The organism is Flavobacterium sp. NPDC079362, assembly GCF_050267765.1.
Taxonomy (GTDB): Bacteria; Bacteroidota; Bacteroidia; order Flavobacteriales; family Flavobacteriaceae; genus Flavobacterium; species Flavobacterium azizsancarii.
Window position 1 is genome coordinate 1 of record NZ_JBNNFM010000052.1, and the last position, 24541, is coordinate 24541.

The window sequence follows — 24541 nt, forward strand, 5'->3', positions numbered from 1 at the left end:
TTTAAACTGAACAAACTTTTTTGTATTATTGTAATCTCTTTCAAAGTGGCACCATTTCAACCGAAATGGGTGGCACGGTCCGACCGAAATACCCATATATTGACAAACACAAAGTTTCCAAAGCTGGTTCACCACAAAGCTTTGCGAACTTTGTGTTTTTCTGTGCACAATCCAAAATTAACCCTTTGCGAACTTTGCGGTAAAATTTTTCATTCCTATTTCATACTTGAAACCTGAAACTTAACAATCTCAACTTAAATTCATAAAACAATTCTCTAAAATATTGATTATATTTGATAACCACATCATTTTTTGATGCTCTATAAATGAACAAATTCAATTATTAATCCTAATAACAACGAAGATGAAATTTACAAGAAAAGCGAATGCCAATTGGAAAGGAACAGGCATGGAAGGAACAGGAAGTATAAGTACACAAAGTACGACACTGGATAATGCTCAATTATCATTTAAAACAAGATTTGCTGACGGGGTTGGAACAAATCCTGAAGAATTGATCGCAGCAGCACATTCAGGCTGTTTTACGATGCAATTAAGTTTTTTACTTAACGAAGGCGGTTTTACGGCAGATGATTTAAATACAGAAGCGACAGTTACTTTTGAAGACGGGACAATTACATTAATCCATTTAGACCTAAAAGGAAAAGTTCCAAATATTTCAGCTGAAGAATTTGAAAAAACGGCTGCAAAAGCAAAAGAAATCTGCCCGATTTCTAAACTTTTAAATACCACAATTACACTTTCTGTAACTTTAGAATAGAAATTTAATCAAAAAAAAAGCCATCTTATTCAAAACAAGATGGCTTTTTATATTTAATCTGAAATTATTACATTGTAGCTTTCAATGCTTTTGCTTCAGCAGTCATTTCTAATGCTTTGTACACACCTAATAATGTTTTAGATACATCTTCGTTTTTAGGATCTAATTCATTTGCTTTTTTAAGGTAAGGAATAACTCCTTTAAAAACATTTTCTCTTTGTGCTTTCAACACATCGTAACGTTTCATATCTTTTGCAGAAGTACCCAATTTATTCATCTCATCAATAATTGGTTTTTCAGCCTCTAATTTTAAAGCTGCCAGGTTAAGATAAGCATTTGCATAATTTGGATTGATTTCGATCGCTTTCAAATAGTATTTTTCAGCATCTGCATTGTTTTTAGCATTTCCACTAATAACACCTAAATTAAAAACCAAATCAGCATTCTTTGGATCTTTTTCTAAAGCTTCACCTACTAATTTTTTGTATGTATCATAATCTTTAGATTCTAAATACAAGTTAGCTTCTGTAAGAATCAAAGAACTATCTTCAGGATTTGCTTTTCTAGCATCAGCAATTGCTTTTTTAGCATCTTCACTACGTCCTTTTTGAACTAAAATCAAAGCTAAATTTTTATAAATTTCCCCTCTTTTAGAAGGAATAGCTTCAGTTTTAGGTTTTTCGTGAGTTCCTAATTTTACAGCTAAATCTCTATCTTTTGCACTATTAAAATTATCCTCATTACCTGAAATTTTATTTACAGCTAAATAGCTAGTACCTTTTCCAGAATAGTTTAATTTTTTTAATTCTTCGTACATTGGTAAAGCAAGATCAAAATCCTGAGCATTTACTGCTGTTGAAGCTGCATAATATAAATTGATTGTATCTTTTTTATCTAATAAATAAGCATCATACAATTTTTTTGCACCGTCAGCATGTTTACTTACCTGAGAATCTGCAATAGCTGCATTAATCAACTTTCCTTTAATATCAGTAATTGAAGCTGCAGCCTGAGTAGAATATTTTAATTTTCCAGAAGCTTTTTCAACATCAATTAACTTTTTATAGCTTTCAGCAGCAAGAGAAAGGTTTTTACTTTCTTCTACTTTTTTATCTGCCAAAGCTAAATAAGCATTACCCTGTACAAAGTAGTACTGAGCCTGTTCAACATCTTTGGCATTTACAACCAAATTTTCAGCATCTTTAAGAATTGCAACTGCTCCTTGAGCATCTCCTCCTTTTAACGCTTTTTCAGCACTCTTGATTTGATCTTTTTGAGCAAAAGTAGCTACTGAAATCAATAATGCTGACGCAAGTATTACATATTTACTTTTCATAGTATTCAATTTGTATATTTAATTATAGTGGTTAAATTTTATTCTTCAGATTCTTCTTCTTCTGAATCATCTTCGTCTTCTAATTCTTCTTCTGAATCGTCATCCTCATCGTCATCTTCTACAGGACTATCATCTTCAAGAACTTCTAAATCAGGTTTTACTCTTTCGATAACTGACTCGATAACATTACCGTCCTCATCAACAATAACTTCAGCAACATCATCTTTCATAACTTTCGTTACAGCAGCGATAGAATCTTTACCTTTTAAGTTAATCAATCGAACTCCCTGAGTTGCACGACCCATTACACGTAAATCTTCAATTGCCATTCTGATTGTTAATCCAGATCTGTTGATAATCATTAAATCATCAGCATCACTAACAGCGTTTATCGAAATTAATTTTCCTGTTTTTTCTGTGATATTAAGTGTCTTAACACCTTTTCCTCCACGGTTTGTAATTCTGTAAACATCTTCACCATCGTCGTCAACTAATTTAGTACGTTTACCGTATCCGTTTTCAGTTACAACTAAAATTTGCGAGTCGTTTACATTGTCCTTATCAACCGTAACCATACCAATTACTTCATCAGTATCATCTTTTAAGGTAATTCCGCGAACTCCGGAAGCTGTTCTTCCCATCGGACGTGTTTTAGTTTCCTCAAAACGAACTAATTTACCAGATTTAACAGCAAGGATAATTTGACTTTCTCCGTTTGTTAATTTAGCTTCAAGTAATTCATCACCTTCTTTAATTGTAATTGCAGCAACACCATTTACTCTTGGTTTAGAATATTTCTCTAAAGATGTTTTCTTAACCTGACCTTTTTTAGTTACCATTACAAGATTATGACTATTGATATAATCTTTGTCTTTTAAGTCTTGTGTACAAATGAAAGCTTTTACTTTATCATCACTTTCAATGTTTACTAAGTTTTGAATTGCTCTTCCTTTTGCCGTTTTACTTCCTTCCGGAATTTCGTAAACACGCATCCAGAAACATTTACCTTTTTGCGTAAAGAACATCATATACTGGTGATTGGTTGCAACGAACATATGCTCAAGGAAATCCTGATCTCTTGTTCCTGCACTTTTTTGTCCAACTCCTCCTCTATTTTGAGTTTTGTATTCTGTTAAGTTGGTACGTTTGATATAACCTGCATGAGAAATTGTAATCACTACATTTTCATCAGCAATTAAATCTTCAATACTTACATCTCCACCTGAATATTCAATTTGAGAACGACGGTCATCTCCGTATTTCTCACGAATTTCTTCAAGTTCTTCCTTAATTAAGTTCGTTCTTAAAACCACATCTGCTAATAAAGCTTTCAAATGCTCGATTAACTTCATCAATTCTTCGTATTCAGCTCTTAATTTATCTTGTTCCAGACCTGTTAACTGACGTAAACGCATCTCAACAATTGCACGAGCCTGAATATCTGACAATTTAAATCTTTCGATTAATTTTTCACGAGCTTCTTCGGTATTTTTAGAACCTCTGATTAATGCAATTACTTCGTCAATATTATCAGATGCAATAATTAAACCTTCTAATATATGCGCTCTTTCTTCTGCTTTACGCAATTCAAAACGAGTTCTGCGAACTACTACATCATGACGGTGCTCAATAAAATAATGAATCATATCTTTTAGATTCAACATTTGTGGGCGACCTTTTACAAGCGCAATATTGTTTACACTAAAAGAAGACTGTAAAGACGTATATTTATATAAAGTATTCAAAACTACGTTTGGCGTAGCATCACGTTTCAGGATATAAACGATACGCATACCATTTCTATCTGACTCGTCACGAATATTCGCAATACCTTCAATTTTTTTATCATTAACTAAATCAGCCGTACGTTTGATCATCTCGGCTTTGTTTACCTGATATGGAATCTCGGTAACAATAATAGATTCTCTTCCGTCAACTTCTTCAAAACCAACTTTAGCACGCATTACAATACGCCCTCTACCGGTTTTAAATGCTTCACGAACACCTTCATAACCATATATTATACCTCCAGTTGGAAAATCCGGAGCTTTAATATGCGTCATTAATTCGTCAATTTCGATATCGTTATTATCAAGGTACGCAAGTGTTCCGTTGATAACCTCAGTTAAATTGTGTGGAGGCATATTTGTTGCCATACCTACCGCGATTCCAGTTGCTCCATTGATTAACAAAGTAGGAACTCTGGTTGGCATTACTTTTGGCTCATATAAAGTATCATCAAAGTTCAATTGAAAATCAACTGTTTCTTTTTCGATATCTGCCATGATGTCTTCTGAAATCTTACGCATTCTGGCCTCAGTATAACGCATTGCTGCAGGACTATCGCCATCTACAGAACCAAAGTTACCCTGACCATCCACTAATAAATAACGCATACTCCATTCCTGGGCCATACGAACCATCGCATCATAAACAGAAGTATCTCCGTGTGGGTGATACTTACCCAGAACCTCTCCTACGATTCTAGCAGATTTTTTGTGGGCAGATTTTGAAGTTACACCTAAATCATACATTCCGTAAAGAACTCTTCGATGCACTGGTTTCAAGCCATCTCTAACATCCGGAAGTGCTCTCGATACAATTACTGACATCGAATAATCGATATAAGCAGATTTCATTTCATCTTCAATGTTAATAGGAATTAACTTTTCTCCTTCAGACATAAGTTGTTATGTTTAAATAATTATATTAGTTTCAAAGCGTGCCAAGATACGTTTTTTTGGAATTTTTTCAGCTATTTACTTACACTTATTTCAATGATTTATTAACAACTTTTTTTTAGCTTTTGGTTAATAAATTAAGCGTATTTTAACGCTTTTATTGTTATTTTTTTTGTCTCTTAGCTGTCAGGAGTTTCTGAAGGGTATGGTTTTTGTTTTTCAAACACTAATTCACTAAATTTACAATACCAATTATATATTATGGATGATAATTTTTCACCAAGAGTAAAAGATGTTATTACCTACAGTAAAGAGGAAGCCTTACGTTTGGGCCACGACTTTATTGGTACTGAACATCTAATGCTAGGCATTTTAAGGGATGGAAACGGAAAAGCTATTCATATACTTAATAACCTTGCAGTCGATTTAGATCATTTACGCAGGAAAGTAGAAATACTGAGTCCAGCCAATCAAAGCGTTGAAGTAAATGCCGAAAAGAAGAATCTTCATCTTACGCGCCAGGCGGAAAGAGCCCTGAAGACCACATTTCTGGAAGCTAAAGTATTTCAGAGCTCGTCGATTAGCACGGCGCACTTGCTTTTGTGTATCTTACGAAACGAAAACGATCCCACAACCAAACTATTGAATAAACTAAAAATAGATTATGACATAGCTAAAGAACAATATTTAAATATGACTCCAAACGAAGAAGAATTCTTAGAAAACTTGCCAAGAAACGAATCGTATAATGACGATTCAGGACAAGATGACAGTCTAAAAGAAAGTAGTTTTAATAATCCCGCCAATAAGTCAAACAAAAAATCAAAGACTCCGGTTTTAGATAATTTTGGGAGAGATTTAACAGAAATGGCAGAAGAAGGAAAACTGGATCCGGTTGTAGGACGCGAGAAAGAAATTGAACGTGTTTCTCAAATTCTAAGCCGTAGAAAAAAGAACAACCCGCTACTTATTGGAGAGCCTGGAGTTGGTAAATCTGCTATTGCAGAAGGACTTGCTTTACGTATTATCCAAAAGAAAGTATCTCGTATCCTTTTCAACAAACGTGTGGTTACCCTTGATCTTGCCAGTTTAGTAGCAGGAACAAAATACCGCGGTCAGTTTGAAGAAAGAATGAAAGCCGTGATGAACGAGCTGGAGAAAAATGACGATATCATTCTTTTTATTGATGAAATTCACACTATCGTAGGCGCTGGTGGAGCAACAGGTTCTCTTGATGCTTCAAACATGTTTAAACCTGCTTTAGCAAGAGGTGAAATCCAATGTATTGGCGCTACAACTCTTGATGAATACAGACAATATATTGAGAAAGATGGTGCTCTTGAAAGACGTTTTCAGAAAGTAATCGTTGAACCAACATCTGTTGAAGAAACTATTGCAATCTTAAACAACATTAAAGATAAATATGAAGATCACCACAATGTAACTTATACTCAGGAAGCAATTGAAGCTTGTGTTAAATTAACGAACAGATATATGTCTGAGCGTTTCTTACCAGACAAGGCTATTGATGCTCTTGACGAAGCCGGATCTCGCGTACACATTACTAATATTGATGTTCCTAAACAAATTCTTGATTTGGAACGTCAGTTAGAAGAAGTTCGTGAAATGAAAAACATGGTAGTCAAAAAACAAAAATACGAAGAGGCTGCCAAACTTCGCGATGATGAAAAACGCATTGAAAAAGATCTTGCTGTTGCACAAGAACAATGGGAAGAAGATTCTAAGAACAACAGAATTGAAGTTACAGAAGACAATGTAGCCGATGTTGTTTCTATGATGACCGGAATTCCTGTAAACAGAATTGCACAAACAGAAAGCAATAAGTTAGCCAAATTACCTGAATTAATTCAAAACAAAGTAATTGGTCAAAATGAAGCAGTTTTAAAAATTGCCCGTTCTATTCAGCGTAACAGAGCCGGACTTAAAGATCCTAACAAACCAATTGGTTCGTTTATTTTCTTAGGTCAGACTGGAGTTGGTAAAACACAATTAGCGAAAGTTTTAGCAAAAGAGTTATTCGATTCTGAAGATGCATTAGTTCGTATTGACATGAGTGAATACATGGAGAAATTTGCGATCTCTCGTTTAGTTGGAGCGCCTCCGGGATACGTAGGATACGAAGAAGGTGGTCAATTGACTGAAAAAGTTCGTAGAAAACCATATTGTGTTGTGTTATTAGACGAGATCGAAAAAGCGCATCCGGATGTATTCAATATGATGCTTCAGGTTCTTGATGACGGATATTTAACAGATAGTTTAGGTCGCAAAATCGACTTTAAAAACACTATCATTATAATGACATCGAATGTTGGTGCGCGTCAGTTAAAAGATTTTGGACAAGGTGTAGGATTTGGAACTGCTGCGAAAGTAGCTCAGGCTGATGAAAACTCAAAAAGCATTATAGAAAATGCATTGAAAAAAACTTTTGCTCCTGAATTCTTAAACAGAATTGATGATGTAATCGTATTCAACGCATTAGAGAAACATGATATTGATTTGATTATCGAAATTGAACTTGCAAAACTATATTCACGCGTTTCTGAACTAGGATACAAATTGAATCTTACAGATAAAGCAAAAGCTTTTATTGCTGAGAAAGGTTTTGACAGACAATTTGGAGCACGTCCTCTAAAAAGAGCAATTCAGAAATATGTTGAAGATTTGTTAGCAGAAGAAATCATCACTTCAAAAATACATTCAGGCGATGAGATCTTAATGGATTTAAAAGATGATTCCCAAGAGCTTTCTGTAGAAATACACAAAGCCGAAGAGCCAACTAATCAATAGATTATTTCAAACTCATAACAAATTTAATTTACCCGTTACGTTTTCATAACATAACGGGTATTTTTTTTAGATAAATTACTACCTTTAGTAAAAGCAAATAGCTATTTTTGGCTATTATATTCTATAAATAAATAATAACGTATGCTTCAAAATAAAGTCATTTTAGGTAGCGAAGAATGGTGCGCATTTCCAGAACTAGGAATCCCGACAATCAAAGCTCGCGTCGATTCTGGTGCTAAAACTTCGGCAATGCACGCGATAAACATAGCTCCTTTTATAAAAAATGATGCCAATTGGGTAAAATTTGACATTAATCCAATTCAGAATAACATTAAAACCGTCATACATTGCGAAGCTCCGTTGGTTGACAAAAGAATCGTAAAAAGTTCAAGTGGCTTCAGAGAACATCGTTACGTGATTCAAACCAGCATTAAGCTTGGTGATGTAAAATGGCCAATCGAAATGACTTTGACCAATCGTGACTCGATGGGTTTTCGAATGCTTTTAGGCCGTGAAGCCATGAGCGGACGTGTATTGGTTGATCCTGAAGAAAAATACATGTTAGGACAACCTACTCCTGAAACATTAAAAGAACTATATCAAAATTCAGAAAAAGCGACTTCTGGTCTACGAATCGGACTTTTGGCGAGTAATCCTGAATTATACAGCAATAAAAGAATCATGGAAGCGGGTGAAATGCGCGGTCATGAAATGCATTTTTTGAATATCAAGGAATGTTACATGAAGCTGGACGCAAAAACACCTGAAATTCATTATCGCGGTGGAAAGATATTAAACCAATTTGATGCTATTATTCCAAGAATCCGACCAAGCATTACTTTCTACGGTTGCGCTCTTACACGTCAATTTGAAGCATTGAAGGTTTTTGTTTTAAATTCGGCTTCAGCCATAACACAATCCCGGGATAAATTATATTCATTGCAGTTGCTTTTGAATAGCGGAATTGATATTCCAACAACTGGTTTTGCTAATTCTCCTTTGGATACAGACAATTTAATCAAAATGGTAGGAGGTTCACCTTTAATTGTAAAATTATTGGAAGGAACACAAGGAAAAGGGGTTGTTTTGGCCGAAACCAAAAAAGCGGCAGAAAGTGTTATCAATGCCTTTAAGAGTTTGAATGCAAACATCCTTGTTCAGGAATTCATCAAAGAAGCAAACGGAAAAGATATTCGTTGTTTTGTAATCGACGGAAAAGTTGTTGCAGCAATTCAGCGTGAAGCAATGCCGGGAGAATTTAGAGCAAACATTCATCTTGGAGGAACAGCCTCTGTAATAAAAGTAACTGCCGAAGAGAAAAAGATTGCCATAAAAGCTGCAAAAGCTATGGACTTAAAAGTCGCCGGGGTCGATATTATTCGTTCTTCAAAAGGACCGTTATTACTGGAAGTCAACTCTTCTCCTGGTCTTGAAGGAATCGAAGGTGCTACCAATAAAGATATTGCAGGCGAAATGATCAAAGCGATTGAAAAGAATTTTAAACTAATATAAGTTCATTTAGCTTTTAGCAACAAAATAATCGCAATATTGTCATCCCGAGGAACGAGGGATCACACTCGAAACTCGACAACGATTATCGATTTACTTTGCGGAGCTTCTAGTGTGATCCCTCGTTCCTCGGGATGACAAAAATGTGCAGACTAGCTTTGTCAAAGTTTAAAACTTTGACAAAGCTTTTTTTAAATTTAAACTCAAAAAAAATGGCGCTATACCCCTATTTAGATATTATTGCAAGAAGTATAGCTGTATATTTTTTCATGACAATTGCACTTAGACTCTTTGGAAAAAAGGAACTTTCGCAATTAAACACTGCAGATATTATTCTTATTTTACTGATCAGTAACTCGGTTCAAAATGCAATGGTTGGCCCAGACACAAGTCTTTCCGGAGGTTTAATTGCTGCTTTAGCTTTATTTATAATCAATTTTATTATAAAAAAACTGACTCATAAATACAAAGGCCTTAATAATTTATTACTAGATAAGCCAGAAATTCTGATTCACAATGGCGTGTTAGATTTTAAAACCCTAAGCAAATTAGACATCTCTCACGATGAACTAAAAGAAGCGGCACGTGAGCACGGTTTAGAACATTTGACAGATATAAAGCTCGCTATGCTTGAAATTGACGGCACCATAAGTATCATATCTCAGGACAAAAAGAACCTCAAACAAACACATTACAAAAGAAAACACAATCGCAAGAATTTGCAAAAGTGATCTTTTTTAAAATTTAAATATTTAAAAATCAACACTTTAAACATATAAAATAAAAAAACTTAGCCATATACTTTGTTATACTATGTATTTTGTTATACATTTGAAATATGAACGAAACATTTGTAACAAACTGGAAATCGCAGGTAAAGAAAGGCACCTTAACTTTTATCATCCTGAACGTACTTAAAAATCATGAGTACTATGGTTATGAACTTATCGAACAAATAAGAAAACATACCGAGATAGAAATCGCCGAAGGAACTCTTTATCCTTTGATGAACCGATTGAAAACAGAAGAATTAGTAACATCAAAATGGGTCGAACAAGAAACTGGTATTCCCCGAAAATATTATTCCTTGACCGAAGCCGGAATCGAAACTTTAAGTCAGATGAATATCTATTGGGAAAATCTTGAAAAATCAATCAAAAAAATCATTCAATGAGAATAGAAGATATCAAATTCGAACAAAAAGCTTCACAGAGAATTTATAACGATTACATGAAGCGTATTAAAAAAGCAACGGCTTCATTATCAAAAATCAATCAGGATGATATTTATATGGAATTCAACAGCCATATTTTTGAATCTATTCAGCATAGAAATAATGCAAATGAAATAGATTCACTATTGGATATAATTGAGAAATTAGGGATTCCGGAAGAAGTTTTAAAACCACTTGTCGCAGATAAAAAACTCGAACAGGCAACAAAAACTTTTAACCCTGTTCATGTTTTTAAAGCATTGATATTAAACTTTACAAATGGCGTTTCGTATATATTTTTCTTTATTTTATACCTTTTCCTATTTGGCTTTGTCTTCCTGATTTTTGCGAAAATATTCTATCCGTCACTTGTGGGATTACATATTAAACCCGATTCTTACTCTGTTTTTATACTCGGAATAGTAAATCCCGAAAGTCAGTTAAAAACCCAAACCATAGAAGTTCTTGGCAACTGGTTCATTCCTGTCATGTTGCTTTCAATCGTATTATTTTATTTCCTTATTACCCTGTTATTAAAATTCAAAAAATCAATCAACCAAAAAACCTTAGTATGAAAAAAATTATTATTACCAGTTTATTTACACTTATCACGACAATTGGTTTCAGTCAAAATTTCAATCCTCAAAGATTAGATAGTTTATTTCTTCTTTTAGAAAAGAACAATAAATATATGGGAAGCATCTCAATTTCTGAAAACGGAAAAACAATTTATACCAAATCAATTGGTTACGATGATATTGCCAGTTCTAAGAAATCAAGTATAAACACAAAATACAGAATAGGTTCAATTTCTAAAATGTTTACAGCTTCGATGATTTTCAAAGCTGTAGAAGAGAAAAAAATCAACTTGAATCAAACTATTGATAAATATTTCCCAACAGTAAAAAATGCAAAAACCATTACAATTAGCAATTTACTAAACCACAGAAGCGGCATACATGATTTCACCAATGATGAGGATTATTTAAAATGGAGTACTGAATTTCAATCCAGAGATAAAATGATCGCAAGAATAGCCGGAGGAGATAGTACTTTTGAGCCTAATACAAAAGGTCAATACAGTAATTCTAACTACGTTTTATTATCTTTTATACTTGAAGATGTTTACAAAAAGAAATTTGGAGAAATTTTAAATCTAAAAATTGTCAGTCCTCTAAAATTAAAAAACACTTATTTAGGCGGAAAAACAAGCATAGAAAATAACGAATGCTTTTCATATACATTTGATGGAAAATGGAATAAAGAAAATGAAACCGATATGTCGATTCCGCTTGGAGCCGGCGGAATTGTTTCTAACCCAACAGATTTAAACTTATTTATCGAAAATCTTTTTGCAGGTAAAATTGTTTCTATTGAACATCTAAATGAGATGAAAACACTAAAAGACAAATACGGAATGGGAATTTTTGAGTTTCCTTACTTTGAACTAAAAAGTTATGGTCATACCGGAGGAATTGATGGTTTCAGATCTGTTTTAAGCTATTTCCCAAATGAAAAATTAGCATTAGCCATTACTTCAAACGGAATTAATTATGACAACAATAGTATCTTACTTTGCGCATTGAGTTCTTATTTTCACAAACCTTATACAATGCCGGATTTTACCACCATTGCCATTACGACTGAAACACTGGATCCATATTTAGGCAATTACGGGAGCCCACAAATCCCGTTAAAAATAGCCATTTCAAAAAAAGATAAAACATTGATCGCCCAGGCAACGGGACAACCCTCTTTTCCATTAGAAGCAGCTGCCGCCAACATTTTTAAATTTGATCAGGCAGGTATCGCACTAGAATTCAACCCTGATAAAAAAGAAATGATCTTAAAACAAGGCGGAAAAGAATATACATTTACTAAAGAATAAATCAAGAAATACAAGTCAGACAAAAAGCTAGTTCCTAAATTGAAACTAGCTTTTTTCATTTCTTGAACTGATATATTTTTCTATTGATCTAATCAAATTTTCATTCCTTTTACAGTCTTATTATTCAAACCAAAAGATTTAAGTCTATGATTTAGATTTACTAAAATATAATCCTGCTCTTTCGGAAATTTTTCGGCTATAAATTTATAATGTTCTAAAAGTTTTTGATCTTCTACTCCATCCAAAGCCTGTAATACCGTATGAATAACTCTATTCGAATTATCCCTTAACCCGAGAATAAATGTATCAATATGATTGCTTTTATTCTCTAATTGACCAAGCGAATAATAAGCACTAACTCTTATGCCTTCATTATTATTTAAAGTAAAAGGAACAATAATATCTCCGTAATCAAAATTCATTTCTTTTAATAAATAAGTACAAAAACTAAAAATTTCATCGTCATTAATATTTTCAGTATTTGATTTGATCGTATCTAACCAATCTGAACTTTTATCCTTAGCATACCAAAATACAAACTGAAAAACAGCTAACAAACTCTCTTTTGTAAAATCAACCAAGTGAGGTTTTGCACGTTCGTAATCAAACTTAGTAAGTATTTGAAGTAATAATTTTTGAATTTTCCCAACAGCTACTTTATATTGTTGTTCCAGAATATCTAAAGTTCCTAAATCAAGTTGTTGCTTTTTTAAGATTCCATTTAAACATTCTATTTTAGTGTCATTTTCATTCGAAGAAAAATATACTTCTAAAATATGATTCGACGTTCCTCCTAATGTATATCGAAACAAATCAGGTTCGATTAACATTACATTTTCAGGGATTATTCCATCAAGCCATCTTTCGTACCAATCTAAAAAATCAGATTCAAAAGCAAAATACGGCTTTTGTCTGCCAATGTCAACATTTACAATGCTTCCCTTATATCTCCCGTTCAAAACAAGAGCATAATAATAATTACACCCCTGAGTACCGATGGGTAATAATCCTGAAAATATTTTTCCTAATTCAAGATCAAAACCCTCATCAGAAATATCATCATTATCATCAATATTTTTATTCAGATCAGACCAAAATTCATCTGACATTTTTGGATGAATATTACAATCTTTTTTTAAATACAGCTCAGCATTCTCATCTATAAATTCATTTGTATTTTTTCCCAGAGGATAAATTCCGTAAGCTGGTCCAGCCGAAGAATTTTCGAATGTAACTCCACCATTACCAATGTGTAATAAAAATGCCTTATAACATTCGGGAAGTATCAAATTGTATTCCTTTTCAAATTCTGAAATCTGATCCTTACTTACTGGTTCTCCTAAAATATACTGGTGACTTCCTGCACCAAATACCTTTAAATCTTTATCAGCATTTTTTGCAATGATCAACTTCTTTTTAATTCTTTCTATTTGATGTAATTTATCCATCTTAAGGCTCAATCTCTTTATTAATTTCAATGTAAATATATATACATTATCATTTTAAAACAAGGAATACCATCCAACAAAAAAGCCAGTTTCTTTATTGAAACTGGCTTTTTTTATATTTAAAAATGCGATTTTAAATCTCACATTTATCTTTTTTTTCTAAGAAATAAATATACTTAAAATATAGTATACTAAACCTGCTAATAAAGCTGAAATAGGGATCGTTAATATCCAGGCCCAAATTAAGCTTACAGTAACTCCCCAACGAACAGCAGATACACGTTTTGTTAATCCAACCCCAATAATAGAACCTGTAATAGTATGTGTTGTACTTACCGGAATTTTTAAATGCTCAGTAAAATAAAGCGTCAATGCTCCAGCAGTTTCAGCAGCTACACCTTCAAACGAAGTTACTTTTGTAATTTTAGAACCCATTGTTTTCACAATTTTCCAACCACCACTCAAAGTTCCTGCAGCAATCGCAGAATAACACGCTAAAGGAATCCATCCCGGCATTACTCCTTTTATTCCTGAATCATCGTTTGGCAATACAACATCTAACCAGGTTTCCATATGAACACCAGGGTTTGTATTGATATAAACCGCTACAGCAGCAGCAATAATACCCATTACTTTTTGAGAATCATTTCCTCCATGTCCTAAACTGAAAGCAGCAGAAGACAATAATTGCATTTTCTTTAAAGCAGCATCTGCCTGATGTAGATTTAAACTACTAAATATCAAACAAAATGCGCTAACTGTCAAGATAATAAAGGCAACTAAAAACCATTTAATATTGTGTGGATCAAAAGCTACACTCCAAAAATGAGACTCGAATCTAGGCTTATCAATCGCTGAATAAGGAACCATAAGACTACTCACCAACCAAACGGTAGCAATCATTAAAGCTACAGTAAATATTTTTGGTCCAATAATTTTACGGGAAGCATTTAACAACCAGATCGAAATTAAATAAGATGCCAAAGCTCCTAATAATGGCGCCAAAACAATAAAAGCAATAATGATAAGAACTCCCGAAGGCATTCCCCCATCTTTTCCTGCATTATACCAACTTACTATTTGATACCAATAATGTGTAGTTCCATCTGCACCAACATAACTTGAAAAACCATGTACAGCGATCGCATGAGCAACTGCCGCTCCGGCAAAACCACCAATTAATGTATGTGATGAACTTGAAGGAATCCCTAACCACCAGGTCAATAAATTCCAGCAAATTGCTGCAATAACACCGGCCAGAATTACTACAAGGTTAATCTCCATAGTGTGCGCTGTTTTTGCAACAGTATCCGCAACACCAAATCCGAAAACCCAATAAGCCAAAAAGTTAAAAAATGCTGCCCAAAGAACCGCCTGAAAAGGCGTCAAAACCTTTGTAGCAACAACTGTTGCAATAGCATTAGCAGCATCATGAAAACCATTGATGTAATCAAAAATTAAAGCTAATACTATAATAATTATAAGTAGCGTCATAAATTATAACTTCAGAATGAAATAAATTGAATTTAAGAATGTTTTACAGAAATAGATTCCAGTATATTCGCAACACTCTTACATTTATCTGTTGCTGATTCTAAAACAGATAACACTTCTTTATATTTGATAATATTTTTAGCGTCTGTTTCGTTTTCAAAAATTTCAAAAACTGCTTTATTATAAACGTTATCTGACTTGTTTTCCAGTTTATTAATTCTGGCACAAGCATCTTTTATGACTTTAAAATTCTTTAAATTTCTCAATTCTTTTACCGCACTATCAATGTTTTGACAAGCTTCAAGATTGATTTCGGTCATTTTTCTGATTGATTTTGTAATCTTATCAACCTGATACAACCTCATTCTGCTTGCTGCTCCGTGCAAATAATCTGCAACGTTGTCAATAGAAGTAATAAGTGTGTGAATATCCTCTCTATCAAACGGAGTAATAAAATTTCTACTCAATTCAAGATTGGTCTGACGTGTAATGTCTTCTCCTTTTTGCTCTAATTCGTCAATTTTCTGAAAAAGAACTTCTCTTTCTTTCAATGGAAGATTTACAGCTTCGTGTAAATTAGAAGCTAATTCAATTAAATTGCTTGAAGCCTCTTCAAAAAGTGGAAAGAATTTCTTGTCTTTCGGCACTAAAAATTGGAAAATACTGTTTATTGACATTTTTATATTTTTGATAGTGCAAAATTACTTCATTAATAGTTTGCAATGTTAAGCCATTGTTAACAAATCGTTTTCAATTTGGAAACTGTCAAGGAATTCAACGGTATTTTCGATGTCATAATGTAAGATTCTATCCTCTTTAACAAGCGGAACTACTTCTCTGTAACTACTCAAAAACATCTCGATAAAATCACTCGATTTTAACGGTTCTCTATACGCAATTGCCTGCGAAGCATTCATCAACTCTATTGCCAGAATACGTTCTAAATTATCTAAAACCCTTAAAGCTTTTGTTGCTCCGTTTGCGCCCATACTCACGTGATCTTCCTGCCCGTTACTCGATACAATACTATCTACGCTTGATGGCGTTGCCAATTGTTTGTTCTGGCTTGCAATACTTGCCGCTGTATATTGGGGAATCATAAATCCTGAATTCAATCCCGGGTTATCTACCAAAAATGCCGGAAGATTGCGCAATCCTGAAATCAACTGATACGTTCTTCTTTCAGAAATACTACCTAATTCAGCCAAAGCAATTGCCATAAAATCTAAGGCCAGAGCCAAAGGCTGTCCGTGAAAATTTCCTCCGGATATAATCTGATCTGCTTCTATAAATATATTTGGGTTATCGGTAACAGAATTAATCTCGGTTTTGAAAACTTTTCGAACATAATCGATTGCATCTTTTGAAGCGCCATGAACCTGTGGCATACAACGGAAAGAATACGGATCCTGAACGTGTTTTTTCTCCTGAGCAATAATCTCGCTTCCTTCCAGAAACTCATTAATACGTTGTGCTGTAATAATTTGCCCTTTATGAGGACGTATATAATGAATCAATTCGTTAAAAGGTTCGCTTCTTCCATCAAAACCTTCAAGAGAAATTGTTCCAATTAAATCAGCCAGATACGAATATTTGTAGGCTTTTATCAAAATATGAGCTCCGTAAGCACTCATAAATTGAGTTCCGTTCAATAATGCCAAACCTTCTTTTGATTTTAAAACGATTGGTTCCCAGCCAAAGTGTTTTAAAACTTCTTTTGAATGCACTTTTTTTCCTTCAAACAAAACCTCGCCCTCACCTAATAATGGTAAAGACAAATGTGCCAATGGGGCTAAATCTCCGGATGCTCCTAAAGAACCCTGAGTATAAATAATAGGTAAAACGTCATTGTTATAAAAATCAACCAAACGATCTACCGTTTGCAGTTGAATTCCCGAATGTCCGTAACTTAAAGATTGAATCTTAAGCAAGAGCATCAACTTAACAATCTCAGAAGGAACTTCCTCTCCTGTTCCGCATGCATGCGACTTTACAAGGTTTTCCTGAAGTTTTGATAAATTTTCATTCGAAATTTTCACATTACAAAGTGATCCAAAACCTGTATTGATTCCGTAAATAGGTTCAGAATGTGAAGCCATTTTTTTATCTAAATAATCACGGCATTTCTGAATATTTACTTTAGCCTCCTCTGATAATTCAAGTGTTTTTTGATTCACTATGATTTCTTGCAGTGCTTCTAAACTTAAGGTTTCAGTACTTATATAATGGATTTCTCTCATGTTGTTTGTATTTTAAGACATCAAAATTCAGCAAATCAATATTAAAAAGCAACATTTGTTCATAATAATTAAATTTTGCACCATTTCACTTCTTCACTTTTATCTATTTGATAATCTATATCACACAAAAAATCAGTTCTTAATTTATCAAAAAAATGAACGATTATTTCAAGATATTACTTCAAAAAAGCATTCCCTACTTAATATATAGAATAAAAAGATTGATTTTTCAATTGATATTCAAAAAATAGAGTCTTGTTTAATTTTAAAGCATTAATAAAAAAAGCACTAAATATATGAATAAGCCAACTTTAGGGTTTTAATTTTAACAATTACTCAATATTAAAATTCTTATATTTGAAATATTAAAATATTCGCAAAAAGGGCATTACGTTTTTTAACTTTTATAAAAAACTGTACTTTTGGAAAACCAAAATGAAAAGTAACAGCGCAAAATATCAATCTACAATGACAACTCAAAGAGTTGCAATTGCTGCTACAACAATTTCTACTACAACAACTACCCCTTAGGGGTATACATTTTACATATAATCCTGGTTATCTATACTTTTTTCTTAAAGAAGGAAGGCATTGGATACATAAAAATATTTGCATAAAAAGAAAAAAACATCAAAATGAAAGTATTAAAATTTGGCGGAACTTCGGTTGCCAATGCTCAAAATATAAAACTCGTTCTCGAAATTATAAACCAGAATTCTAAACACGATAAATTAGTTGTTGTTGTTTCGGCTTTAAGCAAAGTAACCGATTTATTACAATCGGCGGCGGCAAAAGCAGCTGCAAACGACGAAAGCTTTAGAGATATCGTTGCCGAAATTGAAAAAAAACACCTTGATACCTTAAAAGATTTAATTCCGGTAAGCGAACAAAGCGGTTTATTAAGTCATGTAAAAAGAATCATAAATCATCTTGAAACTTTACTGGACGGTTGTTTCTTATTAGGCGAATTATCTCCAAGAACTTCAGATACTATTTTAAGTTTTGGCGAATTGCTTTCGTCGTACATTATCGCACAGGCATATCAGCAAATTGATAAAGATGTGATTTATAAGGACAGCCGCGAACTCATTAAAACCAACAATAATTTTAGTAAAGCGGTCGTAAACTTTGAAGTTTCGAACCAATTGATTCAGGAATATTTTGGCGGAAATCAATCGCAAATCAATATTTTACCCGGATTTATTTCTCAGACTCTTGACGGAATCACTACAACTCTAGGTCGTGGCGGTTCTGATTATACTGCGGCGATTATTGCCGGAGCACTTAACGCATCACAACTGGAAATCTGGACTGATGTAAACGGAATGTTTACTGCAAACCCAAAAATCGTAAAACAAGCTCAGCCAATTGCAAATATATCTTATCAGGAAGCAATGGAATTGTCGCATTTTGGTGCCAAAGTGTTGTATCCACCAACGATCCAGCCTGTTTTAAGAAAAAATATTCCAATTTTAATCAAAAATACTTTTGAGCCGGAAGCCGTTGGAACTTTAATTTCTAATCAGGTCTCATCAAAAGATACTGTTGTAAAAGGAATCAGTCATATTGATAATATTTCGTTAGTAACACTTGAAGGTCCTGGAATGATAGGAGTTTCGGGCTCATCAAAACGTTTGTTCGAAGTATTGTCTCAGGAAAAAATCAATGTTATTTTTATCACTCAGGCTTCTTCTGAGCATTCTATTTGTATCGGAATTTTAAATTCGGATGCTGAAAATGCCGAAGCAGCAATCAATAAAGCTTTTGAAGTTGAGATTTTACAAAACAAAATCGATCCTGCCATTGTAGAAAAAGACCTTTGTATTATTGCCCTTGTGGGTGAAAACATGAAAAACCATCAGGGTTTAAGCGGAAGAATGTTTAGTACTTTAGGTAAAAACAACGTAAACATCCGTGCTATTGCCCAAGGTGCTTCTGAGCGTAATATCTCGACTGTAATCAACGAAAGAGACGTTAAAAAAGCACTGAATACTTTACACGAGAACTTCTTCGAAGAGAACACTAAACAACTGAATCTATTTGTAATGGGAGTTGGAAATGTGGGTGAGAAATTCATCGAACAAATTCACAGTCAAAGAAAGTTCTTGAAAGAAAATCTGAAGATTAACGTTCGCGTTATTGCTTTATCGAATTCCAGAAAAATGCTTTTTGATGAAGACGGAATTTCCCTGAAAGACTGGCAATCGGCTTTAGATAAAGGAGAACATGCTATTCCGGCAGAATTTATCGCTCGTGCCAAAGAACTGAATTTACGCAACAGTATTTTTGTAGATATTACAGCAAATGCAAGTGTTTCTGAAACTTACGAAAAATTCTTAAAAGAAAGTATTGCCGTTGTAACCTGTAATAAAATTGCCTGTTCATCTGCTTATGACAATTATAAAAAACTAAAAAGTTTATCTCGTCAATATAACGCTCCATTTTTGTTTGAAACCAATGTTGGTGCAGGATTACCAATTATAGATACGGTAAAAAACTTAATTGCCTCAGGTGATAAAGTGCATAAAATCCAGGCGGTTTTATCCGGAAGTTTAAACTTTATTTTCAACAACTTTGATAAAGACAATTCTTTTCATGATGTTGTAAAAGAAGCCGGAGTTCAGGGATTCACAGAGCCAGATCCTAAAATTGACTTAAGCGGAATCGATGTTGCACGTAAAATTCTGATTTTAATTCGTGAAAGCGGTTACGAAATGGATATTGATGCCATCGCCAACGAATCGTTCCTGCCAGCCGAATGTTTAGCAACAACAAACAACGAAGACTTTTTTGCATCGTTAACAAAACATGCTTCACATTTCGAAAAAATCTACGAAGAGGCTTTAGCCAAAGATTCAAGATTGAAATATGTAGCAAAATTCGAAGACGGAAAAGCAAGCGTAGGATTACAATTCATCCCAAAAGACCATCCTTTTTACAACTTAGAAGGAAAAGATAATATCGTGTTGTTCTACACAGATCGTTACGTAGATCAGCCTTTATTGATCAAAGGTGCCGGTGCAGGAGCAGCCGTTACAGCATCAGGAATTTTTGCAGATGTAATTCGAATAGGTAACAATTAAAGGTACTAAGTTGCTAAGGTTCTGAGTTTTTTTTATACTTGGAGACTTAGAAGCTTAGCAACTTAGAAGCTAGAAAATAAAAAACTTTGTGACTTTGTGCCTTCGTGGCAAAACCAACCAGAAATGAAAGAAATTAAACTATTTTGCCCGGCAACTATCGCGAATCTTTCGTGCGGATTTGACGTACTTGGACTTTGCTTAGACAATGCGGGTGATGAAATGATTGTTCGTAAAGTAGATCAAAAAGGAATTCGCATTACTAAAATTGTAGGTGCTGATCTACCTTTAGAAACCGAGAAAAACGTTTCGGGAGTTGCAGCCGTTGCAATGCTTGAAGCTTACGAAAAAGATTTTGAAGCGATAAATTTTGGATTCGAAATCGAAATCTACAAACACATCAAAGCCGGAAGCGGAATTGGAAGCAGTGCTGCAAGTTCTGCCGGAGCCGTTTTTGGGATTAATGAATTATTAGGAAAACCATATTCTCGTAAAGATTTGGTGCAATTTGCCATGCAAGGCGAGAAATTAGCCAGCGGAAACGCTCATGCTGACAACGTTGCCCCTGCCCTTTTGGGAGGTTTTACTTTGGTTAGAAGTTACGCTCCGCTGGATATTATCAGAATTAACAGTCCGGAAGAATTGTTCGCAACGGTGGTTCATCCTCAAATTGAGTTGAAAACTTCTGATGCGCGTTCGGTATTAAAACAAACCGTTTCCCTAAAAAGCGCGATTATGCAATGGGGAAATGTGGGCGGATTAATTGCCGGATTATACACAAAAGATTACGATTTGATAGGAAGATCACTTCATGACGAAATCGTAGAACCTTTAAGAAGCGTTTTGATTCCTGGATTTGATTTAATCAAACAAACGGCTATTGAAAACGGTGCTTTAGGTTCTGGAATTTCAGGTTCTGGTCCGTCGATTTTTGCTTTAAGCAGAGGAAAAGAAACCGCTGATAAAATTGCAAAAGCCATGAGTGAGGTGTATGAAAACATGAATTTGCCCTATGAAATTCATGTTTCGAAAATTAATCCCGATGGCGTAAGAATTATATAACACTAATTTACACGAATTATACGCCATGTTTGTCAGGCTGAGCGAAGTCGAAGCCCACGCAATGTATGAAACATAAAGTTTGTCATTTCGACGAAGGAGAAATCACATTAGTAACTCACACACAGCACGTTGCTCTCTGGATGCGATTTCTCCTCCGTCGAAATGACAAAAAAGCGTTAATCAATACAATTATAAAAATAAAAAAAAAGTAACCACAAAGCTTTGCGATCTCTGCGTTTTCAAAAGAAACCAATCCCTTGCGGTCTTTGCGGTAAAAAAACAACCATTGGAATTTGGAATTTAAAAATTGGAATTTGATAATACAGAAAGTCTATTTTCTATACTCTATTCTCTTTTTTCTAAAATCTAAAATCTAAAATCTAAAATTTAGAAATGAAATACTATAGTTTAAACCATAATGCACCCGAAGTTTCTTTTAAAGAAGCTGTAATACAAGGATTAGCAAGTGATAAGGGATTATATTTCCCAAAAAACATCACACCATTAAATCCTGCATTTTTTAATGTAATCGAAAATCTAAGCCACAACGACATCGCTTTTGATGTGATTCAGCAATTTGTGGGTGATGAAATTCCGGAAGAAAACTTAAGAGAAATCATCGCCGATACTCTGGTTTTTGATTTTCCTGTTGTAGAAGTCGAAAACGGCGTTTATTCGTTAGAATTATTCCACGGACCAACAATGGCTTTTAAAGACGTTGGAGCGCGATTTATGTCACGTTGTCTGGCGTATTTTAATAAAGACAAAAAAGACAGTAAAAATACGGTTTTAGTTGCCACTTCCGGAGATACCGGAGGAGCCGTTGCAAGCGGATTCCTTGGCGTTGCAGGTGTAGATGTTGTGATTTTATATCCATCAGGAAAAGTGAGCGACATTCAGGAAAAACAATTGACTACTTTAGGACAAAATATAAAAGCCCTTGAAGTTGATGGTGTTTTTGATGATTGCCAGGATATGGTAAAAAAAGCATTTTTAGACGAGTCTTTAGCGCATAAAAACCTGACATCTGCGAATTCTATAAATATTGCGCGTTGGTTGCCGCAAATGTTCTATTTTTTCTTTGCTTACAAAGCATTGAAAAGCCAAAACAAACCATTGATTTTCTCTTGCCCAAGTGGAAACTTCGGAAATATCTGTGCCGGAATTATGGCAAAGAAATTAGGATTGCCAATCGAACATTTTGTAGCGTCTACAAACGTAAACGATACGGTACCAAGATTCTTAGAAAACGGAAAATACGATCCAAAACCTTCTAAAGCCACAATCTCTAACGCAATGGATGTTGGAAACCCAAGTAACTTTATCAGGATTCAGGAATTGTACAACAATGACTTAAAAGCTTTCGAAAAAGATTTCTCTTCTTATAGTTATACTGATGAGGAAACCCTTGAAGCTCTAAAAAATATTTATAGCATAAACGGTTATATCGCAGAACCTCATGGCGCTGTTGGTTATCTTGGTTTGAAAAAAGAATTACAAAAACATGAGAGCGCCATTGGTGTTTTCTTAGAAACGGCACATCCTATTAAGTTTTTGGATGTTGTTGAGCCTGCTTTGGGAATTACGCTTCCTATTCCGGAACAAATTGAAAGTGTTATTAATGAGGAAAAAGTTAGTGTGAAGATTGGGACTTATGAGGAATTGAAGAGTTTCTTAGGTTAATAAAGCTAATATGAAATAATATATCGAACGACTGAGATTTATTTTCAGTCGTTTTTTTATTGCATTAAACCAAAATTATTTTGAGTTAGCAAATAAAATATCAAGTACGGAAATCCGTAAAAATTGGCTAGAAATAATATATATATGAAAAACAAGAAAACAAAAAAAAGCTTCGCTTATCTACCCAAATTTAAATGTATATGCGAAGGTTTGTTTTGCCTATAAACAGTTAAAGATTAAACAAAGTAGAACTAAGAATTAAATAACTTAAAATATGTTTGATGATTTAAATTTCGAAATTTTAAATAATCCTGAATACAAAGAGGACTCTGTTAGAGAAGATATAGTAATGCCTATTTTAAAAAAACTAGGGTATTCCTCATCTGGTAAAAATAAAATTAGAAGAGCAATTCCATTAACACATCCATTTGTTAATATTGGTTCAACTCAGCGAAAAATAAATATCATACCTGATTACATTCTTGAAACTGAAAATGGTGTCAAATGGATCTTAGACGCCAAAGGACCTAATGAAGATATAATTAAAAGTGCTAATGTCGAGCAAGCCTATAGTTATGCAATTAATCCTGAGGTTAGATGTGACGTATATGCATTATGCAATGGAAGACAATTAACCGCATTTAATATAAGGGAAATTCAACCAATTCTACAAATTGACATAGAAAACATAGATGAAAATTGGAGAGAAATAGCAACTATATTAAGCCCTTTACATCTAGAAAAATTTTATTTAAAAGATTTTCATCCTGATTTGGGAGTACATTTACTTAAATCGGGACTTGACTACAATGTTAGAATTCACATAGTTCATGCATTTGTTCACAATATAACAAAAGTTAATGATGAATTGTATACGGTATACTCAGTTGTTTACTTTGGTAATGATTATGGGCTTCTTTCGATTTTAAACCAGAGAAACTTTCTGAATTTTTAAATTCAGTACCTGAAGAAAAGAAAGACCTTATAATAAGTGGCTTAACAAATAATCCATATAAAGTTGATTTCAATTCAATTGAAGAAGCTTTTCCAATTGCGATTAGTGCGAAAAGAGGTACAATTGCTTATACTAATAGTAATGAAACTTACATCCCTTTAGAAGTTATTGAATTCAACAGTATCATCAGCTAGCGCAAGTGTCCCACTCGTGAACGCAAAGAAATTCAAAAACCAATTGAAACGTTCACGAGCGAGACGCTCGCGCTCAATGTCATTAAGTTAAGGTGTTAATATTCTTTATTTCAATAAATTAAGATGTTTTTAATTTGTTAGTTTATAGTAATTTTCTTATATTTAAGCT

At 33.8% G+C, this 24541-nt stretch carries 17 protein-coding genes; 11 read left to right on the forward strand and 6 right to left on the reverse strand.

What is annotated here, in order from left to right; translation table 11 throughout:
* Window positions 1-364: 364 nt before the first annotated feature.
* Window positions 365-781 (forward strand): OsmC family protein, encoded by a 417-nt coding sequence (locus ACQKCJ_RS23560; RefSeq protein WP_271338766.1) that lies wholly within the window; start codon window positions 365-367, stop codon window positions 779-781.
* 67 nt (window positions 782-848) lie between these two features.
* Here the strand turns inward: ACQKCJ_RS23560 and ACQKCJ_RS23565 are convergent, their stop codons facing one another.
* Entirely contained in the window at window positions 849-2117 is a 1269-nt protein-coding gene (locus ACQKCJ_RS23565; RefSeq protein WP_271335662.1) for a tetratricopeptide repeat protein, read from the reverse strand.
* 38 nt (window positions 2118-2155) lie between these two features.
* Entirely contained in the window at window positions 2156-4801 is a 2646-nt protein-coding gene (gene gyrA, locus ACQKCJ_RS23570) for a DNA gyrase subunit A (protein ID WP_271335661.1), read from the reverse strand.
* A gap of 258 nt (window positions 4802-5059) precedes the next feature.
* Here gyrA and ACQKCJ_RS23575 point away from each other — a divergent pair, with 258 nt between their 5' ends.
* The 6 genes from ACQKCJ_RS23575 to ACQKCJ_RS23600 all read left to right on the forward strand — a co-directional run bounded on the left by ACQKCJ_RS23575 (window position 5060) and on the right by ACQKCJ_RS23600 (window position 12216).
* Window positions 5060-7606, forward strand: coding sequence for an ATP-dependent Clp protease ATP-binding subunit (locus ACQKCJ_RS23575; protein ID WP_271335660.1), 2547 nt, complete (start codon window positions 5060-5062; stop codon window positions 7604-7606).
* A 141-nt stretch (window positions 7607-7747) separates the two neighbouring features.
* Complete coding sequence (gene rimK, locus ACQKCJ_RS23580; protein WP_271335659.1) at window positions 7748-9118, forward strand: 30S ribosomal protein S6--L-glutamate ligase; 1371 nt, start codon at window positions 7748-7750, stop codon at window positions 9116-9118.
* Window positions 9119-9327: 209 nt separating this feature from the next.
* Window positions 9328-9846 carry a DUF421 domain-containing protein gene (locus ACQKCJ_RS23585; RefSeq protein ID WP_271335658.1) on the forward strand — a complete coding sequence of 173 codons (519 nt, stop codon included), beginning with the start codon at window positions 9328-9330 and terminating at the stop codon, window positions 9844-9846.
* A gap of 107 nt (window positions 9847-9953) precedes the next feature.
* Window positions 9954-10289, forward strand: coding sequence for a PadR family transcriptional regulator (locus ACQKCJ_RS23590; RefSeq protein ID WP_271335657.1), 336 nt, complete (start codon window positions 9954-9956; stop codon window positions 10287-10289).
* Window positions 10286-10903: a hypothetical protein gene (locus tag ACQKCJ_RS23595; protein WP_271335656.1), complete on the forward strand. Its 618-nt coding sequence runs from the start codon at window positions 10286-10288 to the stop codon at window positions 10901-10903. Before ACQKCJ_RS23590 ends, ACQKCJ_RS23595 begins: the two co-directional genes overlap by 4 nt.
* Complete coding sequence (locus tag ACQKCJ_RS23600) at window positions 10900-12216, forward strand: serine hydrolase domain-containing protein (protein ID WP_271335655.1); 1317 nt, start codon at window positions 10900-10902, stop codon at window positions 12214-12216. Before ACQKCJ_RS23595 ends, ACQKCJ_RS23600 begins: the two co-directional genes overlap by 4 nt.
* Window positions 12217-12308: 92 nt before the next feature.
* Here the strand turns inward: ACQKCJ_RS23600 and ACQKCJ_RS23605 are convergent, their stop codons facing one another.
* From ACQKCJ_RS23605 to hutH, 4 genes are all read right to left on the reverse strand, one after another.
* Window positions 12309-13664 carry an SMI1/KNR4 family protein gene (locus tag ACQKCJ_RS23605; protein ID WP_427403055.1) on the reverse strand — a complete coding sequence of 452 codons (1356 nt, stop codon included), beginning with the start codon at window positions 13662-13664 and terminating at the stop codon, window positions 12309-12311.
* Window positions 13665-13823: 159 nt separating this feature from the next.
* Entirely contained in the window at window positions 13824-15158 is a 1335-nt protein-coding gene (locus ACQKCJ_RS23610; RefSeq protein WP_271335653.1) for an inorganic phosphate transporter, read from the reverse strand.
* Window positions 15159-15190: 32 nt separating this feature from the next.
* Window positions 15191-15835, reverse strand: a complete 645-nt coding sequence (locus ACQKCJ_RS23615; protein ID WP_007810732.1) for a DUF47 domain-containing protein — start codon at window positions 15833-15835, stop codon at window positions 15191-15193.
* Window positions 15836-15883: 48 nt separating this feature from the next.
* Window positions 15884-17398, reverse strand: coding sequence for a histidine ammonia-lyase (gene hutH, locus ACQKCJ_RS23620; RefSeq protein ID WP_427403056.1), 1515 nt, complete (start codon window positions 17396-17398; stop codon window positions 15884-15886).
* A 635-nt stretch (window positions 17399-18033) separates the two neighbouring features.
* Between hutH and thrA the strand changes: the two genes are divergently transcribed.
* From thrA to ACQKCJ_RS23640, 4 genes are all read left to right on the forward strand, one after another.
* Window positions 18034-20481: a bifunctional aspartate kinase/homoserine dehydrogenase I gene (gene thrA, locus ACQKCJ_RS23625; RefSeq protein WP_427403057.1), complete on the forward strand. Its 2448-nt coding sequence runs from the start codon at window positions 18034-18036 to the stop codon at window positions 20479-20481.
* Between the two features lie 123 nt (window positions 20482-20604).
* Entirely contained in the window at window positions 20605-21540 is a 936-nt protein-coding gene (locus ACQKCJ_RS23630) for a homoserine kinase (RefSeq protein WP_271335649.1), read from the forward strand.
* A 393-nt stretch (window positions 21541-21933) separates the two neighbouring features.
* Entirely contained in the window at window positions 21934-23223 is a 1290-nt protein-coding gene (thrC, locus tag ACQKCJ_RS23635) for a threonine synthase (protein ID WP_271335648.1), read from the forward strand.
* A gap of 274 nt (window positions 23224-23497) precedes the next feature.
* Window positions 23498-24178, forward strand: coding sequence for a type I restriction enzyme HsdR N-terminal domain-containing protein (locus ACQKCJ_RS23640; RefSeq protein WP_271335647.1), 681 nt, complete (start codon window positions 23498-23500; stop codon window positions 24176-24178).
* The last annotated feature ends 363 nt before the right edge of the window (window positions 24179-24541 follow it).